23 protein-coding genes are annotated in these 26,157 nt (G+C 53.0%); 11 read left to right on the top strand and 12 right to left on the bottom strand.

Features of this window, described 5'->3' with window-relative positions; genetic code table 11:
* The first annotated feature begins 1 nt into the window (after position 1).
* The 6 genes from radC to OGX75_RS19855 all read left to right on the top strand — a co-directional run bounded on the left by radC (position 2) and on the right by OGX75_RS19855 (position 6,279).
* Positions 2–544, top strand: coding sequence for a RadC family protein (radC, locus tag OGX75_RS19825; protein WP_286451520.1), 543 nt, complete (start codon positions 2–4; stop codon positions 542–544).
* A 10-nt stretch (positions 545–554) separates the two neighbouring features.
* Positions 555–896 carry a type IV toxin-antitoxin system YeeU family antitoxin gene (locus tag OGX75_RS19830; RefSeq protein WP_021530984.1) on the top strand — a complete coding sequence of 114 codons (342 nt, stop codon included), beginning with the start codon at positions 555–557 and terminating at the stop codon, positions 894–896.
* 20 nt (positions 897–916) lie between these two features.
* Positions 917–1,258: a TA system toxin CbtA family protein gene (locus OGX75_RS19835; protein ID WP_286451521.1), complete on the top strand. Its 342-nt coding sequence runs from the start codon at positions 917–919 to the stop codon at positions 1,256–1,258.
* Between the two features lie 268 nt (positions 1,259–1,526).
* Complete coding sequence (locus OGX75_RS19840) at positions 1,527–2,516, top strand: restriction endonuclease (protein WP_368913910.1); 990 nt, start codon at positions 1,527–1,529, stop codon at positions 2,514–2,516.
* Positions 2,517–3,539: 1,023 nt separating this feature from the next.
* On the top strand, positions 3,540–4,910 hold the full coding sequence (locus OGX75_RS19850; RefSeq protein WP_047459198.1) for a tyrosine phenol-lyase: 1,371 nt from the start codon (positions 3,540–3,542) through the stop codon (positions 4,908–4,910).
* 106 nt (positions 4,911–5,016) lie between these two features.
* The gene (locus OGX75_RS19855; protein WP_012134247.1) at positions 5,017–6,279 is read left to right on the top strand and encodes an aromatic amino acid transporter; all 1,263 of its coding nucleotides are present in this window, start codon (positions 5,017–5,019) and stop codon (positions 6,277–6,279) included.
* Positions 6,280–6,686: 407 nt separating this feature from the next.
* On the opposite strand, the gene trpS is transcribed toward OGX75_RS19855, so the two are convergent.
* From trpS to mdtM, 7 genes are all read right to left on the bottom strand, one after another.
* Positions 6,687–7,694: a tryptophan--tRNA ligase gene (gene trpS / locus OGX75_RS19860; RefSeq protein ID WP_286451522.1), complete on the bottom strand. Its 1,008-nt coding sequence runs from the start codon at positions 7,692–7,694 to the stop codon at positions 6,687–6,689.
* Between the two features lie 253 nt (positions 7,695–7,947).
* Positions 7,948–9,138: an MFS transporter gene (locus OGX75_RS19865; protein ID WP_104867815.1), complete on the bottom strand. Its 1,191-nt coding sequence runs from the start codon at positions 9,136–9,138 to the stop codon at positions 7,948–7,950.
* A gap of 116 nt (positions 9,139–9,254) precedes the next feature.
* Complete coding sequence (locus OGX75_RS19870) at positions 9,255–9,506, bottom strand: putative Se/S carrier protein (RefSeq protein ID WP_115182038.1); 252 nt, start codon at positions 9,504–9,506, stop codon at positions 9,255–9,257.
* Positions 9,503–10,270: a putative 2-hydroxyacyl-CoA dehydratase activator YjiL gene (yjiL, locus tag OGX75_RS19875; protein WP_115182037.1), complete on the bottom strand. Its 768-nt coding sequence runs from the start codon at positions 10,268–10,270 to the stop codon at positions 9,503–9,505. The genes OGX75_RS19870 and yjiL overlap by 4 nt, the downstream gene beginning before the upstream one ends.
* 9 nt (positions 10,271–10,279) lie before the next feature.
* Positions 10,280–11,431: a double-cubane-cluster-containing anaerobic reductase gene (locus OGX75_RS19880; protein ID WP_286451523.1), complete on the bottom strand. Its 1,152-nt coding sequence runs from the start codon at positions 11,429–11,431 to the stop codon at positions 10,280–10,282.
* Between the two features lie 82 nt (positions 11,432–11,513).
* A complete protein-coding gene (locus OGX75_RS19885; RefSeq protein ID WP_058669144.1) occupies positions 11,514–12,794 on the bottom strand; it encodes a DUF445 domain-containing protein in 1,281 nt (426 codons plus the stop codon).
* A 97-nt stretch (positions 12,795–12,891) separates the two neighbouring features.
* A complete protein-coding gene (gene mdtM, locus OGX75_RS19890; RefSeq protein ID WP_286451524.1) occupies positions 12,892–14,133 on the bottom strand; it encodes a multidrug efflux MFS transporter MdtM in 1,242 nt (413 codons plus the stop codon).
* A 201-nt stretch (positions 14,134–14,334) separates the two neighbouring features.
* Between mdtM and OGX75_RS19895 the strand changes: the two genes are divergently transcribed.
* A complete protein-coding gene (locus OGX75_RS19895; protein WP_286451525.1) occupies positions 14,335–15,249 on the top strand; it encodes an Rpn family recombination-promoting nuclease/putative transposase in 915 nt (304 codons plus the stop codon).
* A 55-nt stretch (positions 15,250–15,304) separates the two neighbouring features.
* On the opposite strand, the gene OGX75_RS19900 is transcribed toward OGX75_RS19895, so the two are convergent.
* Entirely contained in the window at positions 15,305–16,717 is a 1,413-nt protein-coding gene (locus OGX75_RS19900) for an aminotransferase-like domain-containing protein (RefSeq protein WP_058668528.1), read from the bottom strand.
* A gap of 177 nt (positions 16,718–16,894) precedes the next feature.
* Between OGX75_RS19900 and OGX75_RS19905 the strand changes: the two genes are divergently transcribed.
* From OGX75_RS19905 to OGX75_RS19920, 4 genes are all read left to right on the top strand, one after another.
* Positions 16,895–17,059: a DUF1127 domain-containing protein gene (locus OGX75_RS19905; protein WP_286451526.1), complete on the top strand. Its 165-nt coding sequence runs from the start codon at positions 16,895–16,897 to the stop codon at positions 17,057–17,059.
* A 149-nt stretch (positions 17,060–17,208) separates the two neighbouring features.
* A complete protein-coding gene (locus OGX75_RS19910; protein WP_012134229.1) occupies positions 17,209–17,667 on the top strand; it encodes a MarR family winged helix-turn-helix transcriptional regulator in 459 nt (152 codons plus the stop codon).
* A 12-nt stretch (positions 17,668–17,679) separates the two neighbouring features.
* Positions 17,680–18,747 (top strand): HlyD family secretion protein, encoded by a 1,068-nt coding sequence (locus OGX75_RS19915; protein WP_047459142.1) that lies wholly within the window; start codon positions 17,680–17,682, stop codon positions 18,745–18,747.
* The gene (locus OGX75_RS19920) at positions 18,737–19,801 is read left to right on the top strand and encodes a DUF2955 domain-containing protein (RefSeq protein ID WP_286451527.1); all 1,065 of its coding nucleotides are present in this window, start codon (positions 18,737–18,739) and stop codon (positions 19,799–19,801) included. The genes OGX75_RS19915 and OGX75_RS19920 overlap by 11 nt, the downstream gene beginning before the upstream one ends.
* 104 nt (positions 19,802–19,905) lie before the next feature.
* On the opposite strand, the gene symE is transcribed toward OGX75_RS19920, so the two are convergent.
* From symE to hsdR, 4 genes are all read right to left on the bottom strand, one after another.
* Entirely contained in the window at positions 19,906–20,250 is a 345-nt protein-coding gene (symE, locus tag OGX75_RS19925; RefSeq protein WP_286451528.1) for an endoribonuclease SymE, read from the bottom strand.
* Positions 20,251–20,465: 215 nt separating this feature from the next.
* Positions 20,466–22,184, bottom strand: a complete 1,719-nt coding sequence (locus OGX75_RS19930) for a restriction endonuclease subunit S (RefSeq protein WP_286451529.1) — start codon at positions 22,182–22,184, stop codon at positions 20,466–20,468.
* The gene (locus OGX75_RS19935) at positions 22,184–23,653 is read right to left on the bottom strand and encodes an N-6 DNA methylase (RefSeq protein ID WP_024156552.1); all 1,470 of its coding nucleotides are present in this window, start codon (positions 23,651–23,653) and stop codon (positions 22,184–22,186) included. The genes OGX75_RS19930 and OGX75_RS19935 overlap by 1 nt, the downstream gene beginning before the upstream one ends.
* Before the next feature lie 74 nt (positions 23,654–23,727).
* Positions 23,728–26,151 (bottom strand): EcoAI/FtnUII family type I restriction enzme subunit R, encoded by a 2,424-nt coding sequence (gene hsdR, locus OGX75_RS19940; protein WP_286451530.1) that lies wholly within the window; start codon positions 26,149–26,151, stop codon positions 23,728–23,730.
* Positions 26,152–26,157: the final 6 nt, after the last annotated feature.

The following is a 26,157-nucleotide window of genomic DNA, read 5'->3' on the forward strand; positions in this document are numbered from 1 at the left end:
CATGAATACCGCATTATCCCCGCTGTCATCTCAGCCTGAACTTTTTCCGCTGGCGGTTATGGCTCAACATGATTACCTGCTTACTGCGACATCCGGATTAACACCCTATGCTCAACGGACCATCCGACGCGCTACCAATCTACTGGATAAATATCTGCGCCAGCCCGGTATATCCTTTACCTCAAGTACTGCTGCCCGTGACTGGCTTCGGTTACATCTGGCAGGACAAGAACGGGAAGTGTTTATGGTGCTCTATCTCGATAACCAGCACCGTTTACTGGAGAGTGAAACGCTATTTGCCGGTTCGATTAACCATGTCCAGGTCCATCCCCGTGAGGTATTGAAGTCAGCGCTTCGCTTCAATGCTGCAGCTGTCGTACTGGCGCATAACCATCCATCCGGTGATCCGGAGCCCAGTCAGTGTGACCGCAACATTACGGGCAGGCTTAAAGAAGCGCTGGCACTGGTTGATGTGAACACGCTCGATCATCTAGTCATCGGTTCAGAGGGCATAGTGTCGTTTGCAGAGCGAGGCTGGATATGAGGGCACTTCAATGAAATCTACTGACTCAGAGAACGATTCATTTCTCAAGTGGGGTCTGAATCGTAATGTGACACCTTGCTTTGGCGCTCGTCTGGTACAGGAGGGAAACCGGCTGCACTATCTGGCTGACCGGGCCAGTATCACCGGTAAGTTCAGCGAAGCAGAATGTCTTAAGCTGGATGTGGCATTCCCGCATTTTATCAGCCAGATGGAATCGATGCTGACTACTGGTGAAATGAATCCTCGCCATGCCCACTGTGTCACCCTGTACCACAATGGTTTCACCTGCGAAGCCGATACCCTTGGCAGTTGCGGCTACGTATACATCGCCGTTTACTCCACCCATCGTTAACTACTTTCACAAGAGCAAATATGAAAACTCTACCTGCAACAAATCCGCAGGCGGCGAAGCTATGTCTGTCGCCCGTGGCTGTCTGGCAAATGCTGCTTGCACGCCTGCTGGAACAACATTATGGCCTGACACTCAACGACACGCCATTCAGTGATGAAACGGTAATTCAGGAACATATCGATGCCGGTATATCTTTGGCCGATGCCGTTAATTTTCTGGTGGAAAAGTACGGGCTGGTTCGTATTGATCGCAGGGGATTCGGCTGGCAAGAACAGTCTCCATATCTGCGGGCAGTCGATATTCTGCGGGCGCGACAGGCAACAGGTTTATTGAAAGCGCGGCACGGTGAACATTGGGAATAGCCTTCCTGATTCACACTGCAGCTTTCCTTACTTATTTAATTTACTCATTCCAAAAAGCACCTGCCGATGCTGGTTGGTGCTTTTACTTATATGGACGAAATATCATGCAAATTGAAGCTGTAATTTTAACTGGGCACATTATCGCAAGCACAATCCGGGAATGCTGGGCCGTCGTTGTTGATGGTTTTGACGCATACTACGAACAAGCTTATGATCCAGCATAATTTCTTTTCCTCATGAAGGGACTGGTATGGGCAACAGAATGTGGATGATCCGCGGTGACGGCGGCAAGCTCTATGACGATTTTCGCGATAAGCAAATTGTAGGCATCGGTTGGTCTCAGCTGGCTCCATTAGTCAAACCCGGCCTATCCCGAGCCCAGTTACTCGCCTTATACCAGGAGGCTGATCCCTTAACAAAGCTCGGAACAGCCCGTTCTGGCGCATCGCAGGTCTGGCGTTTTGTGAATGAGATCCAAAAGGGTGATTGGGTTATTACCTATTCGCCAGCCAACCGTACTTATTTGCTAGGCAAAGTTACTTCAGACTTCCAGTATCATCCTGAATGGGTGGAAGAGGGGATGGGTATCGCTCGGCAGGTTAAATGGAATACTCAAGAAATCGACCGCGATAGACTGTCTGTTGCTACCAAAAACACATTGGGTTCTACGCTGACGGTTTTCCAGCTTCCAGAATATGCGCTAGAAGAGCTTTTGCAGGATAAGAAACCCACTGCAGATGTAATTACTCAGAATCCAATTGCGATGGATGAAGATGAGGTCGTTTCTGATCCGCTCCGCGATATGGAAATGCTCGCGTTTGAAGGTATCAAAGATCGCATCAACTCTCTTGACTGGGACGAGATGCAAAATCTGGTTGCCGGAGTTTTACGCAGTATGGGTTATAAAACGCAGGTGTCACCTGCGGGAGCCGATCGGGGTAAAGATATCATTGCTTCACCTGATGGATTCGGTTTTGAAAATCCACGTATTATCGTTGAGGTAAAACATCGCAGGGAGCAAATGGGAAGCCAACAGATCCGCAGCTTTATCGGAGGTCGCCATAAAGACGATCGCGGGCTTTATGTCAGTACCGGTGGTTTTACAAAAGATGCTCGATATGAAGCCGACCGTTCGACGATACCACTAACGCTCTGGACGCTTGATGATCTCGTCCGTGCGCTTATTGAGAACTACGAACAAGTTGATATCGAGACTAAACTTTTGGTGCCTCTGAAGAAAACGTTCCTGCCTGCCTGAGTCTTGCTTCGACAGCCATAACAGTGTTCTACTGCTATGGCTTTATACCCACTCGAAATGTCTATCTTTTATACGGATTACAACGTGTGGGTACAAGTGCGGGTATAACTTTTTATTCCTGTTTATAAACTACATTGATATCAGTCTATTGGGTGTGAAATTCGAGTCCGGCCTTCGCACTTATCCCCTTAACACCTCTCTCATGTACCATTCTACAAGCCCTTACGGCACGTCAATCAGCTTGTCGGCAGAACACAGAACAGCCTGTCGACAATCCTGCCTCCATTCATCATCTTCGACATCTGTATGTGCATAGTCTCGTCTGGTCCAATCGTTCCTTTATCAAAACTTTTATGATGGGCCACATTGTTTGCGTGTCTGTTGGATAGCGAATCCTACCTCGTCAGCAGAGAGTCATGTTCTTCATCAAAACCACTGGCAACGTTGTGTTCGACGGTCTCTTTTTATTCTCAAACTACGTGAACTTTGCTGCTTATCTACTCTCCCCAAATTCATGCCAAAAAATGTGAACCTCATCCCTGAAGCAAATCGTAATCTCTGAAATCGATCTGTGTCGTAAACTTTACTTTACACTTTTAGTGATGTTAGTCACAAAATTAAGCGCGGAGGGTGATCGCAATCTCACAATATCCTGGTATACAAAATCGACAATGTGAGCGGAAAAGAGGCTGGAAAGTTAAGTTTTCACTGCTTTCTCTCTTTTACCGCGTCTGGAGGGAAACTGCAATTCAAAAGATAAAAAATAACTTGTTGAAATTGAGTCAGTAAAAAAATGCTATGTGATTTAAATCACGCGTATTTACAGATTTTATGATTTACGCCAATGGCGAATATTGACGGAGCTATTTTCTTCATGAATTAAATCTTGCATAGTGCCCTCACATTATTTCTCCCCCTGAATCAGGAGGCGGATAGTTATATTCCATCAAACTTTATTGATGGGCCAGGTATGCTTTACTTCACATTAATACGAACATGACCACTGTTAACTGGAGAAACAAAATGAATTATCCGGCAGAACCCTTCCGTATTAAAAGCGTTGAAACTGTATCTATGATCTCGCGTGATGAGCGCATCCAAAAAATGCAGGAAGCGGGCTACAATACCTTCCTGTTGAACTCGAAAGATATCTATATCGACCTGCTGACGGACAGTGGTACGAACGCCATGAGTGATAAGCAGTGGGCCGGGATGATGATTGGTGATGAGGCCTACGCAGGCAGTGAAAACTTTTATCATCTGGAAAGAACGGTTCAGGAGCTGTTTGGCTTTAAACATATTGTTCCTACGCACCAGGGGCGCGGGGCGGAAAACCTGCTATCGCAGCTGGCGATTAAACCGGGGCAATATGTTGCAGGGAATATGTATTTCACCACCACGCGTTATCATCAGGAAAAAAATGGCGCCACCTTTGTGGATATCGTCCGTGATGAGGCGCACGATGCCGGTCTGAATATCGCCTTTAAAGGCGATATCGATCTTAAAAAGCTGCAAAAACTGATTGACGAAAAGGGCGCCGAAAATATTGCCTATATCTGTCTGGCGGTGACGGTGAACCTTGCGGGCGGTCAGCCGGTCTCGATGACGAATATGCGTGCCGTCAGGGAGTTGACGCAGGCGCATGGCATTAAAGTCTTCTACGATGCAACCCGCTGCGTAGAGAACGCCTATTTCATCAAAGAGCAGGAAAAAGGCTTTGAGAACAAGAGCATCAAAGAGATCGTCCATGAAATGTTCAGCTACGCCGATGGGTGTACCATGAGCGGGAAAAAAGACTGCCTGGTGAATATCGGCGGGTTCCTGTGCATGAACGATGATGAGATGTTCTCGGCGGCTAAAGAGCTGGTGGTGGTATATGAAGGGATGCCATCCTACGGCGGTCTGGCCGGGCGCGACATGGAAGCAATGGCCATTGGTCTGCGTGAATCCATGCAGTTTGAGTACATTGAGCACCGTGTGAAGCAGGTTCGTTATCTGGGCGATAAGCTGAAGGCGGCAGGTGTGCCGATTGTTGAACCGGTAGGCGGCCATGCGGTATTCCTCGATGCTCGTCGCTTCTGCGAACACCTGACCCAGGATCAGTTCCCGGCGCAGAGTCTGGCGGCAAGCATCTATATGGAAACGGGCGTGCGCAGCATGGAGCGTGGCATCATCTCCGCAGGGCGTAATAAAGAGACGGGCGATCACCACCGGCCAAAACTGGAAACGGTACGCCTGACTATTCCACGCCGCGTTTATACTTATGCGCATATGGATGTGGTGGCCGATGGCATTATTAAACTCTATAAGCATAAAGAGGATATTCGCGGGCTGAAGTTTATTTATGAGCCTAAGCAGTTGCGCTTCTTTACTGCACGTTTTGATTATATTTAATGATATTGATAGCCCCATTTTTAAATGGGGCTTTTTGTTTTTTATTATCCGAAGATGTACAAATGACAGCCGTAATTATAATTAATAGTCAACAGGAACATTTATCATGGATATTAATGCCATTGAACGACAGAGTTCCCCCGGACTTATTAGCGGGACGATGCTTGTCATCGCAACGGTAGTCGGCGGGGGAATGTTCTCCCTGCCTATTGCGATGGCGGGAGTCTGGTTTCCCGGCGCCTCTGTTATTCTGATCGTTATTGCCATCATGATGTTATTAACCGGCCTGATGCTGGTTGAAGTGAACCTTCACTATGGTGCCGGAGCCAGTTTTAACACCTTTACTCAGGATCTATTAGGGCGAAAGTGGAATATCGTGGTTGGCATCGCCTTTGGTTTTGTACTCTATATTTTAACCTATGCGTATATCTCCGGGTCATCGGCGGTGATGGCGCAGACGGTGTTTAAATATAGCGGTTTTCGTTTCCCGGCAAACATCTCCGTTATTGTCGTCAGTATGCTGGTTGGCGTAATCGCCTGGTACAGCTCGCTGCTGGTCGGGCGGATCACCACCATTCTGATCGTCGGTAAGTTTGTGGCGTTCTTTGCCACGTTCTCCGGGCTAATCGGCCATATTGAGGTGGCGAAACTGGTCGATAGCGTCGCCATCGCACTGCCGAATACGCAATATCTTCCCTATATTCTGATGACGCTGCCGTTCTGCATTATCTCCTTTGGTTTTCACGGCAATGTGCCGAGTCTGGTGAAACTGTATGGCACCCACGGCGTGTCCCATATTACGCGCTCCATCGTGATTGGCACCCTGTTTGCCGTGCTGCTCTATATCTTCTGGCTGGCGGTGACGATGGGCAATATCAGCCGCGCCGAGTTTTCGCCGATCATTGCCAAAGGCGGCAATATTGATGTGTTTGTGGAAGCCATCAGTGGGCTGTTTACCAGTCGCTATATGGATTTAATCCTGACCTTTTTCGGTAACTTTGCCGTTGCCAGTTCGCTGCTGGCCGCTACGCTGGGTCTGTTTGATTATATTGCCGATCTGTTCCACTTCCCGGATAACGGCATCGGCAGACTGAAAACCGCGCTGGTGACCTATTTCCCGCCCGCTGCCGTCTGTTTCTTTTTCCCGAATGGTTTTGTCCACGCGATTGGCTATGCGGGACTGGCGTTTACCATCTGGAGCGTGATCCTGCCGCCATTTCTGGTGAAAGCGTCCCGTAAGCGTTTTGCCACGGCGCGTTATACCGCCCCCTGTAACAATACGGTGCTGAATCTGGTAATTGTCGGCGGAGGGATTGTGTATCTGACGGTGGTGCTGGATGTGTTTGGTTTGCTGCCGACGTTCCGTTAGCGGGAGGCGCTATGTTTCTGACATTACTCAGGTTACAGCATCCGCTGGTTTATCGTTACGCCTGGCTGAGGGTGTGGGTGGTGGTGTTAAGAAAATGCGGACTGCGCAAGAATAAAACTCACAAAAGCAATCAGGCCTGTCGCTGACAGGCCTGCCTGGATTTACACCCGGAAGTAGCGTGGTGGAATCAACGTTGAGAATGCGTCGATCTTCTTCACCATCTTTTTCCAGAACAACATAACAACAATCCTCTGTTTAAAATGCAGGCGCTATTTTAGTCAGCGCAGGCATTGCGTAAAAGATCGCCGCATCGTTCTTATCGTGTGCGTGGTGTAAAGCTTTTTGTTCACTCTGCAAAATGTGGAGGAGTAACACGATCGGCAACCCTGCCGCCGGGTTGACAAGCGTTAAAATAGTACGGGCAATCCCAGCCCGCGTTTCACTTCCCGTAGCGTTGTCTGTGTGACCTCATGCGCCCGTTCACTGCCTTGTTGCAGTATCTGCATCAGCATGCCTTTATCCTGAATATAGGTTGCCCGCCGCTCGCGCATTGGGGCAATCAACTCCTGCAAACAGGTTTCCAGTTCGTTTTTACAGGTGCGATCGCCAAGCCCGCCCTGCTGATAATGCGCTTTCATCGCCGCGACTTTCGTTTTGTCCGGGTGAAAGGCATCCAGCCAGGTGAACACGACATTTCCTTCGATCTGACCCGGATCGCTGACGTTAAGGTGGTGAGGATCGGTGTACATGGCGCTAACCGCTTTGTGGATCGTCTCTTCACTGGCGGAGAGTTGCAGGGTATTGCCGAGAGATTTTGACATTTTAGCGCCGCCATCGATGCCGGGCAGGCGGCTGGTGTCGCTCAGAATCGCCTGACAGTGACGTAGCAGTGGGGCAGGCAGCAGGCTGTTCATCTTGTGTACGATTTCGTTAGTCTGCTCGATCATCGGCAACTGATCGTCTCCTACGGGCACATATTCCGCTTTAAACGCGGTGATATCCGCCGCCTGGCTGATGGGGTAGACCATAAATCCGACCGGTAACGAGCGGGTAAAGCCTTTCTGCGCAATTTCATTTTTCACCGTCGGATTACGCTCTACGCGGGCGACAGTAACGACATTCATATACAGCATGGTCAGTTCCGCCAGTGCAGGTAAGGCGGATTGCAGGCAGAGCGTGGTGAGTTCAGGGTCGATTCCGGCGGCCAGATAATCCGCCAGCACTTCCGGGATGTTGTCGCGGATCTTTTGCGGGTTCGTACCGTTATCGGTCAGCCCTTGCAGGTCAGCAATCAGCACAAATTGTTGATGGGTATGCTGCAAGGCAACGCGCTGGCGCAGTGAGCCAACGTAGTGCCCGAGGTGCAGGGCGCCCGTAGGGCGATCGCCGGTCAGAATGGTGGGTTTTGTGTTCATTAAAGACTCCTTTACGTGAAAAAACCGAAAGACGTCTCTGGAACGCAATAGCCGCCTTTCGGCGGCTATTAATACGGGGATAAAACAGAACCGTGCCGCCTTTAGTCAGGCAGCCACCAGCGGTTATGGCGTTGGGGAATCGCAGTCTGTTTGTTCATAAAAATGACCGTATCACGGTTAAGCGCAGGGGTAAACCTGCTATGTCAGGGTTGTTAATGGGCAACCTGTTCACTCTGCTTGCCATCAGCGCTCTTCAGCATTCTCTTTTTTGCGTAAACTGCCGCTGCTTAACAAGTTGAATCATGCTGATGACGGCGCCGAAAAATAAGGCCGCAGCGCCACAAAGCGTTGCGCTGGCGATCGCCTCCGTGCCGCTGCCTAGCAGGCTGGTTAACAGTGGGCCGACGATCTGACCGATGCCGTAGGTAAGCGTGACAAGACCCAACAGATTGATATTCCCCGGCACGCTCAGTTGCCGCGCCAGCGGCATCACCAGAGAGGTTGTCCCCATGAACGTCGCGCCAAAACCAATGCTGCTGATAATAAGAAGCGGCAGTGCGTCGCTGGCGAGCGTGAGTATGACGCAGACCCCCTGAATCAGCAGATTCGCCGTCAGGCATTGTAATACGCCCCAGCGCTTTGCCGCCCACAGCCAGCCAAAACAACCGGGAACGATCGCCAGTCCTACCAGTGACCAGAGATGGGCGGTGAGTAGCGGCGAGCCCGCGTTTTTCGCCATCAGCGGCAGATAGGTGGCGACGATGATGTAGCCAAATCCGGCGAAGCCATACAGCAGCGCCAGTTGCCACCAGCGCATCAGCGGATGATGCGTCGGCGCCGGAGGAGCGGGCGGCAACGCGTGGGCGCGGGCAGGGATGAGGAACGCCAGGAGCAGCAGTAACACGGCGGAGATAACGGCAGCGCCTGACCACAGTGCATGGGAAGAAAGCGCATAGCGTAAACCGGCGATAACATACTCGTTGCCCAGCAAGATACCGGCGCCAACGCCGGAGAAAAGCGACGCAATCACAAACGGGTGACGGGTATGTTGCAGGACGATCATCGAGCCAAAAATCATCATTCCGGCGCTGGCGACCCCGGCCAGAAAACGGATCAGCATCACGATGGCAGGTTGCGTAAATATCGCCATCGCAAGGATTAATCCTCCGGTTGCTACCGCCGACGTCAACAGCATTGGCCGTAAGCGAGAGGGGAGGTGAAAGGCGCCGAAGGAGAACAACAGGCTGCCCGCCAGATACCCCGCGTAGTTGGCGCTGGCAATCCAGGAAAGCGCCGCGAAGGTAAACTGACCTTCAGACAGCAGGACCGGTAGCATCGGGGTATACAGAAAACGTCCGATCCCCATTCCCAGCGTTAGTACCATTAAGCCGAAGAGTGCCGTACTGATGGCATGACGGTTTGAATCGGCATTGCCCTGAACCATACTTGCTCTCACTTAGCGCGTTAATTTGTGTTTGTTATATTACATGTGTAAATGATAATAAAAAGTAAAAAATAGAGGGTATGTGAGAGCCCGGCAAGGTATACGCGTTGGGAAATTCAGCAGGCGTCGATCGTTTTTACGCAGTGCCAGCCATCATCCACGCAGCGATAGATGGATTCGGTATGACCGGGGATAATCCACTGCGTTTCTTCGCCGGGGGGGCAGTGCAGGTAAATACATAACCCGCAGCCGCCGCGTAGCTGGCGCGGAATATCCGCCACCCGAAAGGTCATTCCCGCAGCCTGAAGCGCTTTGCGGGTCTGAATGACGCCCACCGTCGAATGAAATAAAAACAGATATTCCGTCATCCGCGTTTTCTCTGGCGTTGACCAATCAGCGCCGCACCAATGGCCCCGGCAAACTGCGCGTCAGGATGGGTGTAAACCGGCATCGCAACGTGTCTTTCCAGCATACGCGCGAATGCCGCACAGTGGCTGACGCCGCCGGTAAACAGCAAAGGTCCCCCGGCAGACAGTCGGCCGATAAAATTGGCGCTACGTCTGGCCATCGCGTTGATCACGCCGGAAAGAATGGCTTCTGGCGCAACGCCCGCAGAGCGCAGGCTGATCACTTCAGACTCGGCAAAAACCGTGCACATGCTGGTGATAGCATGAGGCTCAATGCCGTCGGTGATCGTATCCAGTTGATCCACGCTGGCGCCGAGGGTGCGCGAAATCACCTCCAGAAAACGCCCGGTTCCGGCGGCACATTTATCATTCATCAGAAAGTCGGTGAGATTACCGTCGTTATCCAGCTGAATAACCTTGCTGTCCTGGCCGCCAATGTCGATGACCGTGCGGGTTTCAGGAGCCAGAAAGCGTGCCCCCAGCCCGTGACAGGAGATTTCTGTCACCTGTTTATCGGCAAAATCAACCAACTGGCGTCCGTAGCCGGTTAGCGTCAGAAACGGGCGCGTGTCCAGCCCTGCGTTTAGCGTTTCCCACGCCTCGTGGATAGCATCGGCGGGGCGAAACGGCGTGGGGCAGAGGAAACGGCGTGTGATAACGCCCTCCGCCAGCAAAACGCCTTTTGTCGCCGTGGAGCCGGAATCAATGCCAATCGAATACGTCACGGGCGCTCCTTACAGCATTTCGATAAAGGCCGCGACGCGGGTGCTGAGTTGCCCGATATCCGAAGTGGAGTAGTCCGTTTCGATGGCGATATAAGGGATGTTGTGCTGTTGGCGTACGTGGCGCTTAATCGCCATAGACTCAACGGCATAGGTATGACAGGCCTGCAAAATCACATCCACGACACCGTCCGCCTGATACTCCTCTACCATCTGGCTGAGCAACGTCAGCCGCTGGTCGTTGGGCGAAATGCAGGAACAGCCAATTGCGAGGTATTTGTCGGTCAGCGCGTCATAGACATCGCCCGTCTCTTCAACGCACTGTTCGGTGGCTTTTGCCCCCGTGCAGTTTTCAAATCCGACGACCCAACCGCCGTTTTCTTCAATGGCGCGTACCACTTTTTCTGCCGCGCCGCCAATCGGGCAGCCGGTGATCAGAATGCGCGGGCGGGCGTCCAGCCGCTTGCCGTCCTGCCACTCCTGGCGCACGCGGTCAGCCATGCCGTTGAGCTCGTCGATAAGCGCTTCTTTATCAAAACGAAACGTCGCGCCGTACACCACTTTCAGGATATCGCTGCCGCTAAGAGCAGGAGGATTAAGCTGGCCGACGCGGTAGAAATTGGCCAGCGCGCGGCGTTCGCGGTTTTTCAATACGATCGCGTCGCGCAGGGCGGTTTCGCTGATGGGGCGGCCAAAACGCGTTTCCACAGCCTGTTGCAGACGCAGGATCTCTGCTTTCCATAACGCACGGGAGGCGGCGTCATTGGCGCTGTTGGGCAGTTGCATGACGTGTACTGTCTTAAATTCGGCCATGTATTCGTACATTTTCTTTTTGCCGTCGCAGGTGGTTTCGCCCACCACCAGATCGGAAAAATAAAAGTAGGGGCATTTGTCCGTTTTGCCGAAGCCGTAGCTGCTTTTGATCAGCGGACACAGGTTGCGCGGCAGATCCTTTTCGGCTTCTTCGATGGTTTCGTCCGACGTTGAACACAGGGAAACGACAACCGCGCCCGCCGCCATTGGGATCTCCTGCGGCATAAACGTGCAGTAGGTGCCGACCAGTGGAACCCCCTGTTCTTTAAGATCCATGACGGTGAGAAAGCCTTTCTGACGGGCGTCGGAGAACTGGTTAAAAATGGCGGGTAGATCGGTGATAAGCGACATGGTTTTCCTTCCCCGTAACACGGGAGACAATGAAAAGACCACGCATTATAACCCTGTAAAAACCAGGTGTTTATTGATCTGCTTAAAAGTTGGGTAACGTCAGCAGGGACGGTATTTGTGACAGCAGATACAACACCAGCCCGATGGAGCCGCCGACCAGCGTGCCGTTGACGCGGATAAACTGCAAATCTTTGCCGATGTTCAGCTCTATCTGGCGTGACATATCGCGGGCATCCCAGCTTTTTACCGTGTCGCTGATGTGGCGCGTCAGAAACGCGGCGAACTCCGGCGCGACCCGGTGCGCAGCCTGTTCCAGATGGCCGTTGAGCGAAGCGCGAAGGGCATCATCCGCCACCAGCGTTTCGCCGAACCATTGCCCGGCATGGGCGATCCGCTGCTTCACGCGGGAACCCTCTGCGTTAATATCTGCCTTCAGCCACTGGCGTAAATCAGCCCAGAGTTCACCAAGATAATGGTTAAACGCCTCATCTTCTTTCAGGTACGCTTTGATGCTTTCCGCCCGGGAGGCCATCTCTGGATCGTTTTTGAGTTTGTCGATCAGCTTAAAGGTGGCGCGATCGAAGGCGTGGCGGATCTGGTGCGCCTGGTCGTGGCTGATATCATCCAGCAGCGAATTCACCGCATCGGAAACCAGTTCTGCGCTGTGTTCCCCCAGCCATTCGGTCGGTAAAATTTTTGCTTTTAGCGGATGTTCCGTCTCCAGCCAGCGCACGATTTGCTGCGCGATAAACGCGCGTGAGCTGTCGCGCTGAAGCAGGGCGATCAACTGCGCGATCAGGGTGTCCAGCAGTACCTGATGACGATCGTTTTTGGTCATACTCTCCAGCATTAACGCGCTGGTGCCAGAGAAGTCCACTTTATCGATCGCTTTGTGTACCGCCCGCTTGAGCAGGCGCTGAATACGGGCGTCGTCCGTCAGTTCGAGAAAACCGCTCATGATTTGCAGCAAATGCATCCCAACCCGCCGGGCGTTATCCGGCTGACTGAACCAGTTGCCGATCAGCAAGGCCGGTTCATGACGGCGAATGAGCGCGACCAGCGACTGGGTATCAAGAAATTTCTCCTGCACGAACTGGCCAAGATTTTCGCCGATTCGATCCTTATTACGCGGGATAATGGCGGTATGCTGCGCGATAAACGGGATCGGCACCCGACGAAACAGCGCCACGACGGCGAACCAGTCTGCCAGTGCGCCCACCATTGCCGCTTCCGCAATGGCTTTAATGCCGAGTACCCAAAAATTTGGCGGCAGGAAAAGCGTCGTGATGAACGTGGCGGCGGCAATCAGCAGCAGCGAGAGCGCCAGTCGTTTGGCGCGTTTGAGTTCAGCAATTTTATTCATAGCGTTAAGGATAGAGCCAGACGGGGGGATCGTGCAAAAGATCATCCCGGGCTACCTGCGGTGAAGGCCTTCTGGCGTAGCGCTATCAGGCATGAGTTTATTTCTCAGTTGCCAGTTCTGTTACCTCATACTGACGCACGCGCTGTAATAGCCCTTTCAATGTGAACACCGCCGCAATTCCTGCCACCACCGCCAGCAGATGAAACGGAATCTTGCCGCCGTTAAACCACAGCCCGCGTCCGACTTCGATAGCGACGGCCATGACTGTCAGGATGACGATATTCAGCGATGCTGAGACGGTGCCTTTAGGCAGAGTGTTGGAAAACAGCGTAAAGCGGAACAACGTCGAGAAAATCATCCCGATCCCGAAAGCGTACAGACTGGTGCCCAGCACTGACCACAGCCAGACATGAGGCCACAACAGATTTCCTGCGATCAGGATGGCCAGACCGACAAGCTGTATCGGCGGTGCGCGCCAGATAAAACGCGGATCGCCGGGATCTTTCACCACCCGAGCGACCATCATATTGGCGATGATTACCGCGCCAAACACCGGCACCTGCACCCAGGCGAACTGCGCGGTAGTCATGCCGCCCGTGTCGATTAAGATTACTGGCGAGACCGCCACCCAACTCATTAGCGGGATGTAGCTCAGCGAAAGCGTTGCGGCGCCGAAGAGGAAAATCCGGTTGTGAAAGACGTGGCGAAAATCACGGAGGACAGCGGGAATGCTAAACGGCGCCGCGCCGCGTTGTACCGTCTCTGGCATCGCCAGCGCCAGGCCGCACAGGGCGATCAGCCCCATCAGCGCAATAATGCCGAACAGGGCTTTCCAGTGAACAAAGTGCATTAGCGCAGCGCCTGAGAGCGGGCCGATAACCGGCGCAACCAGGACTATTGAGGTGATGATCGCCATCAGTTTTATGGCTTTGGTCTGGCCGAAGGCTTCCTGCACGGTGACGTAACCGACCGTGGCGATAAAACAGATGCTGGTGCCCTGAATGAAACGCGCGACCAGAAACTGCGTCATTGACGTTGTAAGGAGCGTGGCGGCGCAGGCAATGGTGAAAATAAGCGCGCCCGTAATCAGCACCGGTCGGCGGCCAATCCGGTCGGAAAGCGGGCCGAGCAACCACTGCAATGCCATCCCTCCGGCCAGATAGAGACTGACGGATGCCGGAGCCAGGCTGACATCGGCATTGAAATCATGCACGACATGGATGATGCCCGGCTGAATCAAATCCGTCGACAGGTAGGCGGCAAAGTCGTACAGAATCAGCGCCATCGGGAAAAATAGCGTTGTCGCGCGCCGGGAGAAGAATTGACGTATCCGTTGCATATAAATCGCACTCCATGTCGGAGAAAACCCTGAACGGGTACAGTGAAATATTTCTGCGTGGCGTATTCAGAAAAAATGTACGCCTTGCAGAAAGGTGAATTTATCGTTGATAGCGCCTCGCAGCAACGCATAATACCGAATGTCGTTGGCATCCTGACAAGGTAAGGTGACGCCGGGTTGTTTAACACGCGATGGATTGCCATGAAAAAAGGAACGACATCCACCCCGCATGATGCGGTTTTCAAAACGTTTTTATGTCACCCCAATACCGCACGTGATTTTCTTGAAATTCATCTTCCTCTTGCGCTGCTTGAGCTTTGTGACTTGAGCACGCTGAAGCTGGAGTCCGGCAGCTTTATCGAGGAGGATTTGCGCGCTTATTATTCTGATGTGCTCTGGTCGCTGAAAACGACAGAGGGAGATGGCTATATTTATGTTGTGATTGAGCATCAGAGTTCACCGGATGCGCATATGGCGTTTCGTTTGATGCGTTATGCGATTGCCGCGATGCAACATCACCTGGATGCCGGGCATAAACGACTCCTTCTGGTGGTGCCGATGTTGTTTTATCACGGTATCGACAGCCCCTATCCCTATCCCTATCCCTATTCCTTATGCTGGTTGGATGAGTTTGCCGACCCGGAACTGGCGAGGCAGCTTTATGCTGCGGCCTTTCCGCTGGTGGATATCACCGTGACGCCGGATAGTGAGATCATGCAACATCGGCGTATTGCCTTGCTGGAGTTGATACAAAAACATATCCGCCAGCGTGACCTGATGGGGCTGGTGGAGCAACTGGCCTCACTTTTGGTGATGGGATACACTACTGACAGCCAGCTTAAAGTGCTGTTTAATTATATGATGCAGTGCGGCGATGCATCTCGTTTTAGCCAGTTTATTCACGAGGTAGCCGAACGTTCCCCCCAACACAAGGAGAGTCTGATGACGATAGCTGAACGATTACATGAAGCGGGTCGCCAGGAGGGTATGCAGCAAGGCCAACGGGCTGAGGCGCAGCGTATCGCGCGTACAATGCTGGAAGACGGCATCGATCGCGATACGGTTTTACGTATCACCGGACTTGCTGTTGAAGAGGTTATCGCGCTGAACCACTAAATACATATTCGCCAGCGCATCACTGGCCCGGTAAACGCCGTTCTGCCGGGCGGGCTTATTCCATCGCCACCTTCACCGCCTCTCCAAGTTTTTGCATCACTTCACGATGTTTCTCGTTCGGCGGTAACGCACAGTTGATGCGCACGCAGTTGCGATACTTCCCGGAGGCGGAAAACAGTGACCCCGGCGCGACCTGGATTTTCAGGCGGCATAGCTGTCTGGCGACGCAGACCATATCGATATGCTCCGGCAGCTCGACCCATAGCATAAAGCCGCCTTTTGGTCGGGTGACGCAGATCCCGCAGGGAAAATATTCGCGTACCCAGCAGGTATAGATCTCCATGTTGCGCTGGTAGATTTGGCGCATTCGCCGGACATGACGGTGATAGTGGCCCTCGCGGACGAAGGTGGCCGCCGCCAGTTGCGTGGCGGGAACGTTGGTGCCGATGACGGCGTATTTCATATGCAGCAGCCGATCGTGGTAACGACCCGGAGCGACCCAGCCCACGCGCAGGCCCGGCGCGACGGATTTGGTAAACGAACTGCACAATAGCACCCGACCATCGATATCCCAGGAGTGGATGGTGCGGGGGCGCGGGTAATCCGTCGCCAGCTCGCCATACACGTCATCTTCAAAAATCACAATATCGTGGCGCTGCGCGAGGCTGAGCACTGCCCGTTTGCGTGCGTCCGGCATAATAAACCCGAGGGGATTATTGCAGTTTGGTACGAGGATAACCCCTTTAATCGGCCACTGATCCAGCGCCAGTTCCAGTGCTTCAATACTGATACCGGTATCTGGGTCGGTCGGGATTTCAATGACTTTTATTCCTAAGCCGCGCAGGAGCTGCATGGTGCCGTAATAGGCGGGGGATTCGACGGCGACAATATCGCCTGCCTGGCAGACGGTCAGCAGCGCCAGCGACAAACCGCTCTGGCTACCGTTGGTGATAACGATATCATCAGCGTTGACGACCGAACCGCTGTCAAGCATCAGGCGGGCGATCTGTTCCCGCAGTTCGCGGTATCCGGCCAGTTCATCGTAGCCCAGCACCGCCCCCAGGTTATGTTGCGCCACGCGGCTTAGCTCGCGCCAGAGCGGTTTCAGGCTGGGTTGGTGGATATCGGGGACGCCGCTGCTGAAAGGAATGATTGATTTGTCGTTGTGCCCTTCCAGCATGTCCAGCACCTGATCCCACTGGGTGATCTCTACCGGTCGCTGTACCGGGCGTGACATCAGCGGCACCGGCGGTTGCGCCTTGCGCGGGGCGACAAAGTAGCCGGAGCGCGGCTGTGGAGTGATGAGCTGCAACGTCTCCAGCGTCTGATATGCCTGCTGTACGGTACTGATGCTCACCCCATGCTCCTGACTCAGGCTACGCACCGAGGGCAATTTTTCCCCGTGGCGATACAGCCCTTGCTCAATACGCTCGGCCAGCAGATTAGCCAGATGTTGGTAACGCGTCATGCTGTATCCCTCACTCTTGCCATACAGATGGAAAAACCAGTACAGAACGGTGGTCGAAATCGCGTTCAGATACCGTTTTAGCCAATCTGTATGGCAAAGAAAAGTATTTTTTGAATCTGTATTGTGGTGGTGAAGATCCGGGAAGATAAAGCCTCTGACCAGGTGGGGAGGTGGAGTATGGAATTTCACGAGAATCGCGCAAAACAGCCGTTTATTGGTTTTGTTCAGGTCTGGCGAGCACTAAAAAGATGGCGACTGCGGGCGCAGACGCAGCGCGTATTGCAACGCATGAACGATGAACAGTTAAAGGATGTGGGGCTGCGACGGGATCAGATTGAGTGATCCCCCGTAACATCACAGAGGCTGGGCTGTATTCAGTCCGGCCTTTTTTACATTCACGTAATTTATCAATTGATGCTTCCTTATCAGCTGTTTCTTGATACTTATCCTGATAAGTATTATTTTCCCATCTGCTAAGAGGGGAAAGAGAGATGACTGAAGATGAACTGTTTGCCCGACGTCCGATGGGGATGCGCATGGCAATGGTGGTACGCCAGTGGCGTGCAATTATTGATGCTGCCATCACCGATACCGGCCTGACGCAGTCAAGCTGGACGGTGCTGATGCAACTGCATCAGTTGGGAGACAACGTCTCGGTCAGCGAACTGGCGGAGGTGCAGGGCATTGAGCTGCCACCGCTGATGCGTACCCTCACGCAACTGGAAAAACAGGGCTATCTGGTGCGTTCAACATCGCCATATGACAAACGCATCCGCCTGCTGACGCTGACAGCGCAAGGCCGTTCAAGGCTGGAAGAACTGAACCGGGTGATTGAGACCTATCAGCAACGCGTCACCCGCACTATCCCGGAAGCGGAACTTGCCGCCTTCAGCGCCACATTAAATCAAATCGCCTGCAATCTGCGGTTAATCCGCGAAGAAGATAATTAACTCTAAAAAACTATGATGACCCCAGAACAAAAATTTGCCCGTTGGGTAAGGGTGAGTATTGCCGCTTTCCTTGCAATATTCGCCTGGTTTATTGTTGCCGATATCTGGATCCCGCTGACGCCGGATTCCACCGTGATGCGCGTGGTGACGCCGGTCTCCTCGCGCGTCTCCGGCTATGTCTCTCACGTCTACGTACGCAACAATAGCCAGGTGAAAAAGGGCGACCTGTTGTATGAACTGGACCCAACGCCGTTTATCAATAAAGTTGAGGCCGCACAGATTGCCTTTGAGCAGGCGAAACTGAGCAACCAACAGCTGGATGCGCAGATCGCCTCTGCGCGCGCCAACCTGCGCACCGCGCAATACACCGCCCGCAACGATAAGCTCACGCTTGACCGCTATCAGCGGCTGAGCGCGATGCAGAATGTTTCTCAGTCGGATCTGGATAAAGTGCGCACCACCTGGCAGACCAGCGAGCAGTCGGTGGCGGCGCTGAATGCCAGTATCCAGAACCTGCTGATCCAGCGCGGTGAACGCGACGACAGTCGCAATGTGACGCTGCAAAAATACCGCAATGCGCTGGAGGAGGCGCAACTGAACCTGGGCTGGACGAAGGTGCGGGCGGAAACCGACGGGACGGTGAGCAATCTCCAGCTCAACCCTGGGCTTTACGCCACCGCTGCCACGCCTTTGATGGCGCTGGTCAGTAACCAGACCGATATTGTGGCCGATTTTCGTGAGAAAAGTCTGCGTCACACCCGCGTAAATACCGATGCCGCAGTGGTGTTTGACGCCATGCCGGGCAAAGTGTTTCCTGCGCATGTGACCAGCAGCGACGCCGGGATTCTGGCCGGGCAGGAAGCGGTTAACGGACAGCTGTCGCAGCCGGAACAGTCAACGCGCTGGGTGCGCGATGCCCAGCGTATGCGCATTCACGTTGCGTTGGATACCCCGCTGGAGAACCCCCTGCCGACCGGCGCCCGCGCTACGGTGCAGTTGTATAACAGCGAGGGGATGTTTGCCCGCACCTTTGCAGGGGCGCAGATCCACCTGGTAAGCTGGCTTCACTATGTCTATTAACACCCTGGCCCACGTCTTTACGCCGCACGGGAATATTGTCTACACCGCCAATGATTTTCGCCAGACCGTGCGTATTTCCGTTGCCGGGACGATAGCGCTGAGTATCTCGACCTTTTACAACGTGCAGTACGGCGTGTTTTTTGTGGTTTATCCGCTGATGCTGTTGTCGTTGGTGCCGGTGTTTAACCGCCATGTGGCTCGTCAGTTTGTATTCAGCGCGGCGGTGAACTGCGTTGAAATGGTGTTGATTGTCGGCTATCTCTCGCAGTGGCCGGTAATTATGACGCTGGTGGTGTTTGGCCTGTACGTGATGCGCTTTCGTTTTATGAGCAAGGGGCCGCTGTTTTTGCTCGGTTCGATGGGCGTGGTGTGCCAGAGCACGATGCTCAACTTTATGAGTTACCCTGGCACCAACTGGCACACGCTGATGTTCTCCAATATGGAGGCCTGCGTGATGGCGGTAGCCCTGAGCGCGCTGCTGCACTATCTGATCCCGGATGTCGAACCGCGTCAGCCGCCGCCGCGTATTGAGAAAGATGCCGCCCGTATTCGCCATGAGTCGCTGCTTTCCGGCACCGTGGCGACGATGATCTTTGTGATTTTCCAGATCTGCGATTTGAGCGATTCGCTGTCGGCGCTGATGGCGGGAATTTTGATTTTGTTTCCGATGCATTATCGTGGCGCGGTGATCAGCTCTATCTGGCGTGTCGTCGGCGTGGTGCTGGCCTGCCTGTATATTCTGCTGGTGCAACTGCTCATTTATGACTTCAGCAACCATATGCTACTGATGATGCCGCTGATCGGCCTCGGGCTAGGCTTCAGCGCTCGTCTGCATGTGATGGAAAAGGTTGGCGCGGGCGTCGGTTTTGCCAGTATCACCACCATCGGCATTATGTTCGGCCAGAACCTGCACCCGGACAGCGATCTGGTGTTCAGCGATCTGTACCGCATCACCTCAGTCACCGTCGCGCTGGTGGCGACGCTGACGATGGTGTTTCTGGTCCACCGCATCCTCAACTGCTTTGCTGCGACGCGGTTTGTGATTACTGAGTGAGTGGGGGGAGGGGGAGTGAGTGCCGGATGGCGGCTTCGCCTTATCCGGCCTACGTAGTTGATTTGTAGGCCCGGTAAGCGCAGCGCCGCCGGGCATTCGGGCGGTTATTTCTGCCTGGCAGGCTTCGCCGAAATTACGTCGATAAACTCCTGCACCTGCTGTTGCTTATGCGCGGACAGTTTGCACACCCGACGCAGCGACTGCAATAACGCCGGTTCTTCAGGCTCCGACTGCTTTGTCGTCAGCACAATACAGCCTGCCATCACCTTGATATCCATTTTGCTGCCGGTGGTAAAACCGGCGGTTTCCAGCCACTGGCCTTTCAGGGTAATGGCGGGAATACGGGTGTATTCCGGGTAGCGGCTCGCATAACTGACGGTGGCAACGCGGTTATTTGTTGGGGAGACTTCTGGATCGGTGAATTCTGCAATAGAATGCGGGGTAGTCATGATGGCTATTCTCTCTAAATAGTGATTGTGATTAGCGAGGCGCTCGTGTTCCAGCACGGGCGTCTTGCGAAAAATACCTGGATATATCATCAGGGAATAGAAGGAAAGTCCAGCTGAAAATGAATGAAAATAAGGGCGGGGATACGGGGATGGATTATTTCTGGTGATGGGAATAAAGCGGCTATTTAGCCGCTTTATTGGTTTCTGGGGGCGGGTTAATTTATGGCGGCGTCGGTGAGGGCGTCGGCCAGGTGGAGCTGGGTTTGTTGGGCGGATTGGATGCTAACTTTCAAATTTGATAAAGTTGTATCTATCTCACTAATTTTTTTAATGATTACCCCTTGTTCATTTTTTGATGGAAGAGGTACAAGAAGTCCCATAAGTTCATTTGAATTAATGTTTTTGACGCCTGTAGTTGTTCTAATCGGACCTTCAATTTGCTCACGTATTAAATTTGATTTCATTACCATGTTTATATATCTGGCATTAATATATTCGTTATGTAGTCGCACTCTAATTATATAACCAGCATAAGCATGGTCTTTTAAATCGTGTTGAACTAATGTACTTTGACCGACAATATTAGTGCTGCCATTAGATCTTATAAATAAAAGATCATTTTTATTTAGTGTAAGATCTTTTAATTCAGAATCGGTTAATACACCATACTTTATGTCGGTAAGATCGATAATACCTTTTACAATATTAGGAATTCTTAGAACAGGATAGCCTGCAATATTATAATCACATTTTTGAGAAGTTCCATATTTTATATCATGGAGTATATTTCCCAATTTAACCCATTCCCACCCATCTGGCAGTTCAAACGGTTTTTCCTCATCACTAATCGGTGGCAACGGCTTTTGCTTTTTCATTTTCCCGTCTTTTACCAACTGCGCCTTTTCCTGCGTAATACGTTTGAGCAGTTCAGAGGCCGGTTCGTCGCTCGGATCCTGCGGCACCAGTTTGCCCATCACCGCCAGCTGTAGAATGGTCTGTTTTAAGGCATCAATGCTGGCTTCGGTGGTAAACAGCGTATCGAAATGTTCGCTGATACGTGCCCAGTTTTCGGCCAGTTCATCGGCGTTTTGGCTGTCGGTTAGCGTGGTCAGCAGGGTTTCAACCAGCTGCTGATGGGCGTCCAGGCTGGTCAGGGAGTGCTGTTCTAGCTGGTCGCAGAGGGACATTAACTGTTCGATCTTGGCGTTAATATTAATTTGTGTCTTAATTGGTGAAATAATAACAGGGATAGATATTAATTTTGCTTGGTTAAGTTTTGGAACAGTTGTTCCAGTAATAAAATGTGCTAGATCGGAAATAGTTAAGTAATTAACTAAAAACTCATTGGTTATAATTGAGTTGAATACTTTTAGGACATGCACATGATTATTTACCCAACTTTTTCCTGAAATACAGAACGCAGTCTTATCACCCTTCCCCCATTTAGCACCATCCTCTCCAACAAGCACTAATTTATCATCAAATATATAATCGCTGACATGATCAACAATGCCTGAAGCGCCATAATAAGGATATATACCCTGTGTTCGCTCATCTTTTGAAATGGGTTTCCTCATATAGTCTAAAACTTCTACTATTTCTCCTAGACGAACCCATTCCCACCCCACCGGCAGCTCAAACGGTTTCTCCTCTTCGCTAATCTCCGGCAGCGGCTTCTGCTTCTTAATTTTCCCCTGCTTCACCAGCTCGGCTTTTTCCGCCGCAATGCGTTTCAGCAGCTCCGACGCCGGTTCATCGTTCGGATCCTGTGGCACCAGCTTGCCGCGCACCGCCAGCTCCAGAATCAGCTCGCGCAGCTTCTTGATGCCATACAGGTCAATCTTACCCGAGCTGCCGCGCCCCGCCGTGGAGCGGGTTTGCAGCGCCGTGGTCCAGGTATCGATATGGTCGACAATCAGTTTTTCCACCGCCATCAGTTAGCCTCCTTGCCGGAGAGCGCCGCGCCGAGGATATCGCGCAGCTGGTGGCGCAGAGTCTGGATTGCTTCCTGCTGCTTCGCGTACTGCGTGAGCAGTTCGTCCGGATCGTGGCTGACGGTTTCCGCCTGGTGCGGGTTCTTGATATCGAGGTTAAAGTTGCGGGCAATCACCTCGTCGATGCTGACCTTCCACGCCTGTTCGTTCTCGACGCGGCTGGCGAAGCCGTCGGCCTCGTTGCCCCACCAGTCGATCTCGGCCTGGAACTCTTCAAACTTCATCGGCTTGGTTTTGCTGTAGTTCTTCACGCCCGCCGGGTACGGGTGCTCGTAGAACCAGATGTCTTTCGTCGGCTGGCCTTTGGTAAAGAACAGCAGGTTGGTTTTGATCCCGGTGTACGGGTTAAACACGCCGTTCGGCAGACGCACGATGGTGTGCAGGTTGCACTCCTCGGTGAGCAGCTTTTTGATCTTGGTTTTCACGCCTTCGCCAAACAGCGTGCCGTCCGGCAGCACCACCGCCGCACGACCATTTTTCGCCAGCACTTCAATGATCAGTTGCAGGAACAGATCCGCCGTTTCGCGGGTTTGCATTTCTGCCGGGAAGTTCTTCTCGATGCCGTCTTCTTCGGTGCCGCCGAAGGGCGGGTTGGTGACGATCACATCCAGCTGTTCATCCCACGACGACAGCGGCTTGTTGAGGGTGTTGTCGTGACGAATTTGCACCGGCACTTCGATACCGTGCAGCAGCATATTGGTGGTCGCCAGCAGGTGCGGGAGCTGTTTTTTCTCCACGCCGTGGATCTGCTGTTGCAGCGTCTGGTGATCGGCCACGCTCTTCACGTAGTTGTTTTTTACGTGATCGAACGCGCAGGCGAGGAAGCCGCCGGTGCCGCAGGCGGGGTCCATAATCGACTCGCCGAGCTTCGGATCGACGCGATCGACCATAAAGCGGGTGACGGCGCGCGGGGTATAAAACTCACCGGCATTGCCCGCCGATTGCAGATCTTTGAGGATCTGTTCGTAAATGTCGCCGAACAGGTGGCGTTCGCTGGCGCTGGTGAAGTCGATTTCGTTGAGCTTGTTGATCACCTGACGCAGCAGGGTGCCGTTTTTCATGTAGTTATAGGCATCGCTGAACGCCTGTCTAACCACAAAGCCGCGCGGGTTTTTATCAATAGGCGCGGTGAGGTTTTTCAGCGCCGGGAACAGGTCATCGTTGACGAATTCCAGCAGGGAATCGCCGGTAATGCCCTCAGCGTTTGCCGCCCAGGTGCGCCACAGGTAGCGCTGCGGGATCGGATACTGATAGTTATCCTGCTCCAGTTCCAGCGCCTCTTCCTGGGCGTCAAAGATTTTCAGAAACAGCAGCCAGGAGAGCTGGCCGAGGCGCTGCGCATCGCCGTCCACGCCGGCGTCTTTGCGCATAATGTCCTGCAAGGATTTGATCACTGAGCTGATTGACATGATGTATTCCATGTTTCATTAACAATAAGGCCTTCTGCTACGCGGTGGCAGCAGAAGGCGCAAAAGGGGAGTGGTTACGCGGAGCGGGGCGGTAGGTGGTAGATTTCGCTCTCCAGCTCGCTGATGGCCTGATTATACCCGTTACGGTCGCCGAATCCGCTTTTAATGATCTCCGGCAGCGTACCCATGCTGTCGAACGGCTTGAGCTTCAGCACCTGAATACTCTCGATTTCCTGCACGCCCGCATCGGCGTATTTATCCAGCAGCGTATTCAGCACCGCCTGCGCGGCGTCGGAGTATTTGGTGAAGTAGTTGCGCTTACGCACGTTCTCCGCCCGCTCTTTGCGGGTTAACGGCGGCTGACCATACACCACGTGGCACAGCATGTCGAACGGGTCGAGCTCTTTACCGACCTCTTCCGCCAGTACTTCCCAGATGATCCCCTGCTGCTCCAGTTCCTTGATGATGGCCTCTTTGCGTTCGGCGTCCTGCCACTTGCGGGTGAAATCATCCAGCGAGGCGTACTCTTTGAGCAGCGTTTTGCGGGTGTAATCTTTGAAGGATTCGGTGACCAGCTTGCCGTCGGCGTCGTAATACTGCACGCGCTGGGCGATCACGCCGACGGCCACGCCGTTAACGTGAAACTTACGTACTTTGTTCTCGTCGTCTTCCGGCAGCGGGCCGACATCGTCTGAGCCGGTGACGGTATACGGCGCAGGATCTTCATCGGCCCCGGTGATGTCGTCTTCGGCCTCTTCTTCGTGCTCGTCGAACTGCGCTTCAAAATCAGAGTCCGGGTCGGCGATATCTTCCGGCGTGGTGTCCATCACCTTTTCCGGGATGCCGTCGAAGCGCTCGTCGGCGAACAGTTCGGTAGCCTTTTTGAAGTCGAGGATGGTGAACCATAGCTTGCCGTAGCGTTCATCGATGCGGGTGCCGCGGCCGATGATCTGCTTGAATTTGGTCATCGACTGAATGTTTTGGTCCAGCACCACCAGTTTGCAGGTCTTTGCGTCGACGCCGGTGGTCATCAGCTCGGAGGTGGTGGCGATAACCGGATACTCTTTTTTGGGGTTAATAAAGTTATCCAACTGGGCTTTGCCAATGTCGTCATCGCCGGTGATTTTCATCACGTACTTGTCGTTCTTCTTGACCTGTTCCGGGTTGAGATTGACCAGCGCGCGGCGCATCCGCTCCGCGTGATCGATGTCGTTACAGAAGATGATGGTTTTATCCATCGGGTTGGTGCGCTTGAGGTAATCGGTAATGGTTTTGGCCACCAGTTCGGTACGCTCATCAATCACCATCGTGCGATCAAAATCTTTCTGGTTGTAGATACGGTCGTCGATCAGCTCGCCGTTTTTATCCGTCTGGCCTTTAGTCGGGCGCCAGCCCTGGAGATCGACGTCGATATCGACGCGCACCACTTTATAAGGGGCAAGGAAGCCGTCTTCGATGCCTTCTTTCAGCGAGTAGATATAGACCGGGTCGCCGAAGTAATCGGTGCTGGAGACTTCATGAGTCTCCTTCGGCGTGGCGGTTAAGCCAATCTGCGTGGCGGCGCTGAAATAGTCGAGGATTTCGCGCCACGCGCTGTCTTCGGAGGCGCTGCCGCGATGGCATTCGTCGATCACAATCAGGTCAAAGAAATCCGGGGCTACCTGCTTAAAGGCTTTTTGAGCTTCTTCCGGGCCGGTGATGGCCTGGTACAGCGCGAGGTGGATTTCAAATGCCGGGTCGATGGTGCGCCCGGTGACCTTGGTCATTGCCGTGCCAAACGGCAGGAAGTCGTTATTTTTGGTCTGATCGACCAGAATGTTGCGATCGGCGAGGAACAGGATCCGCTTCTTACTTTTCGCTTTCCATAAACGCCAGATAATCTGGAAGGCGGTGTAGGTTTTCCCCGTTCCGGTCGCCATCACCAGCAGAACGCGGTTCTGCCCGGCGGACACGGCTTCAATGGTTTTATTGATGGCCTGTAGCTGATAGTAGCGCGGCGCTTTGCCACTGCCGTCATCGTAGTAGTCCTGGGTAATAACCGGAAGCTGAGTTTCGGTGTAACCTTTCCAGACGCAGTATTTTTGCCACAATTCGTCAGGCGTTGGGAATTCGTCGAGGGTAATTTCTCGCTCAATCGCGCCGATTGCCGTTTTATCGTGGAAGATAAAGCCATCGCCGTTAGAAGCAAACGCAAAGGGAACGTCCAGCAGGTGGGCATAACCCAGTGCCTGCTGCATGCCTTTGCCGATTTCATGTTTATTGGCTTTGGCTTCGATCACCGCCAGTGGCATGTTTAATTTGTGATACAGCACGATATCGGCAGATTTCACCGTTCTGCGCGCCGCGACTTTGCCGCGCACAATGACCTTACCGTCCCGGAGTTTGACCTCTTGTCTGATTTGCGTTGTGTCGTTCCAGCCAGCATCAAGGATGGCGGGCATAACGCGTTTGGTGATGATGTCTGCTTCCGTCAGGGTACTCAGGTTCAGGTCAGCCATTGGGGA

The sequence above is a fragment of the Citrobacter sp. CK199 genome (assembly GCF_030333285.1).
Lineage (GTDB): Bacteria > Pseudomonadota > Gammaproteobacteria > Enterobacterales > Enterobacteriaceae > Citrobacter_B > Citrobacter_B koseri.

Bases quoted from the DNA above. Each gene is read 5' to 3' on its own strand.
- radC (WP_286451520.1), top strand. From the start codon at position 2: ATGAATACCGCATTATCCCCGCTGTCATCTCAGCCTGAACTTTTTCCG.
- OGX75_RS19830 (WP_021530984.1), top strand. From the start codon at position 555: ATGAAATCTACTGACTCAGAGAACGATTCATTTCTCAAGTGGGGTCTG.
- OGX75_RS19835 (WP_286451521.1), top strand. From the start codon at position 917: ATGAAAACTCTACCTGCAACAAATCCGCAGGCGGCGAAGCTATGTCTG.
- OGX75_RS19840 (WP_368913910.1), top strand. From the start codon at position 1,527: ATGATCCGCGGTGACGGCGGCAAGCTCTATGACGATTTTCGCGATAAG.
- OGX75_RS19850 (WP_047459198.1), top strand. From the start codon at position 3,540: ATGAATTATCCGGCAGAACCCTTCCGTATTAAAAGCGTTGAAACTGTA.
- OGX75_RS19855 (WP_012134247.1), top strand. From the start codon at position 5,017: ATGGATATTAATGCCATTGAACGACAGAGTTCCCCCGGACTTATTAGC.
- trpS (WP_286451522.1), bottom strand. From the start codon at position 7,694: ATGAACACAAAACCCACCATTCTGACCGGCGATCGCCCTACGGGCGCC.
- OGX75_RS19865 (WP_104867815.1), bottom strand. From the start codon at position 9,138: ATGGTTCAGGGCAATGCCGATTCAAACCGTCATGCCATCAGTACGGCA.
- OGX75_RS19870 (WP_115182038.1), bottom strand. From the start codon at position 9,506: ATGACGGAATATCTGTTTTTATTTCATTCGACGGTGGGCGTCATTCAG.
- OGX75_RS19880 (WP_286451523.1), bottom strand. From the start codon at position 11,431: ATGTCGCTTATCACCGATCTACCCGCCATTTTTAACCAGTTCTCCGAC.
- OGX75_RS19885 (WP_058669144.1), bottom strand. From the start codon at position 12,794: ATGAATAAAATTGCTGAACTCAAACGCGCCAAACGACTGGCGCTCTCG.
- mdtM (WP_286451524.1), bottom strand. From the start codon at position 14,133: ATGCAACGGATACGTCAATTCTTCTCCCGGCGCGCGACAACGCTATTT.
- OGX75_RS19895 (WP_286451525.1), top strand. From the start codon at position 14,335: ATGAAAAAAGGAACGACATCCACCCCGCATGATGCGGTTTTCAAAACG.
- OGX75_RS19900 (WP_058668528.1), bottom strand. From the start codon at position 16,717: ATGACGCGTTACCAACATCTGGCTAATCTGCTGGCCGAGCGTATTGAG.
- OGX75_RS19905 (WP_286451526.1), top strand. From the start codon at position 16,895: ATGGAATTTCACGAGAATCGCGCAAAACAGCCGTTTATTGGTTTTGTT.
- OGX75_RS19910 (WP_012134229.1), top strand. From the start codon at position 17,209: ATGACTGAAGATGAACTGTTTGCCCGACGTCCGATGGGGATGCGCATG.
- OGX75_RS19915 (WP_047459142.1), top strand. From the start codon at position 17,680: ATGATGACCCCAGAACAAAAATTTGCCCGTTGGGTAAGGGTGAGTATT.
- OGX75_RS19920 (WP_286451527.1), top strand. From the start codon at position 18,737: ATGTCTATTAACACCCTGGCCCACGTCTTTACGCCGCACGGGAATATT.
- symE (WP_286451528.1), bottom strand. From the start codon at position 20,250: ATGACTACCCCGCATTCTATTGCAGAATTCACCGATCCAGAAGTCTCC.
- OGX75_RS19930 (WP_286451529.1), bottom strand. From the start codon at position 22,184: ATGGCGGTGGAAAAACTGATTGTCGACCATATCGATACCTGGACCACG.
- OGX75_RS19935 (WP_024156552.1), bottom strand. From the start codon at position 23,653: ATGTCAATCAGCTCAGTGATCAAATCCTTGCAGGACATTATGCGCAAA.
- hsdR (WP_286451530.1), bottom strand. From the start codon at position 26,151: ATGGCTGACCTGAACCTGAGTACCCTGACGGAAGCAGACATCATCACC.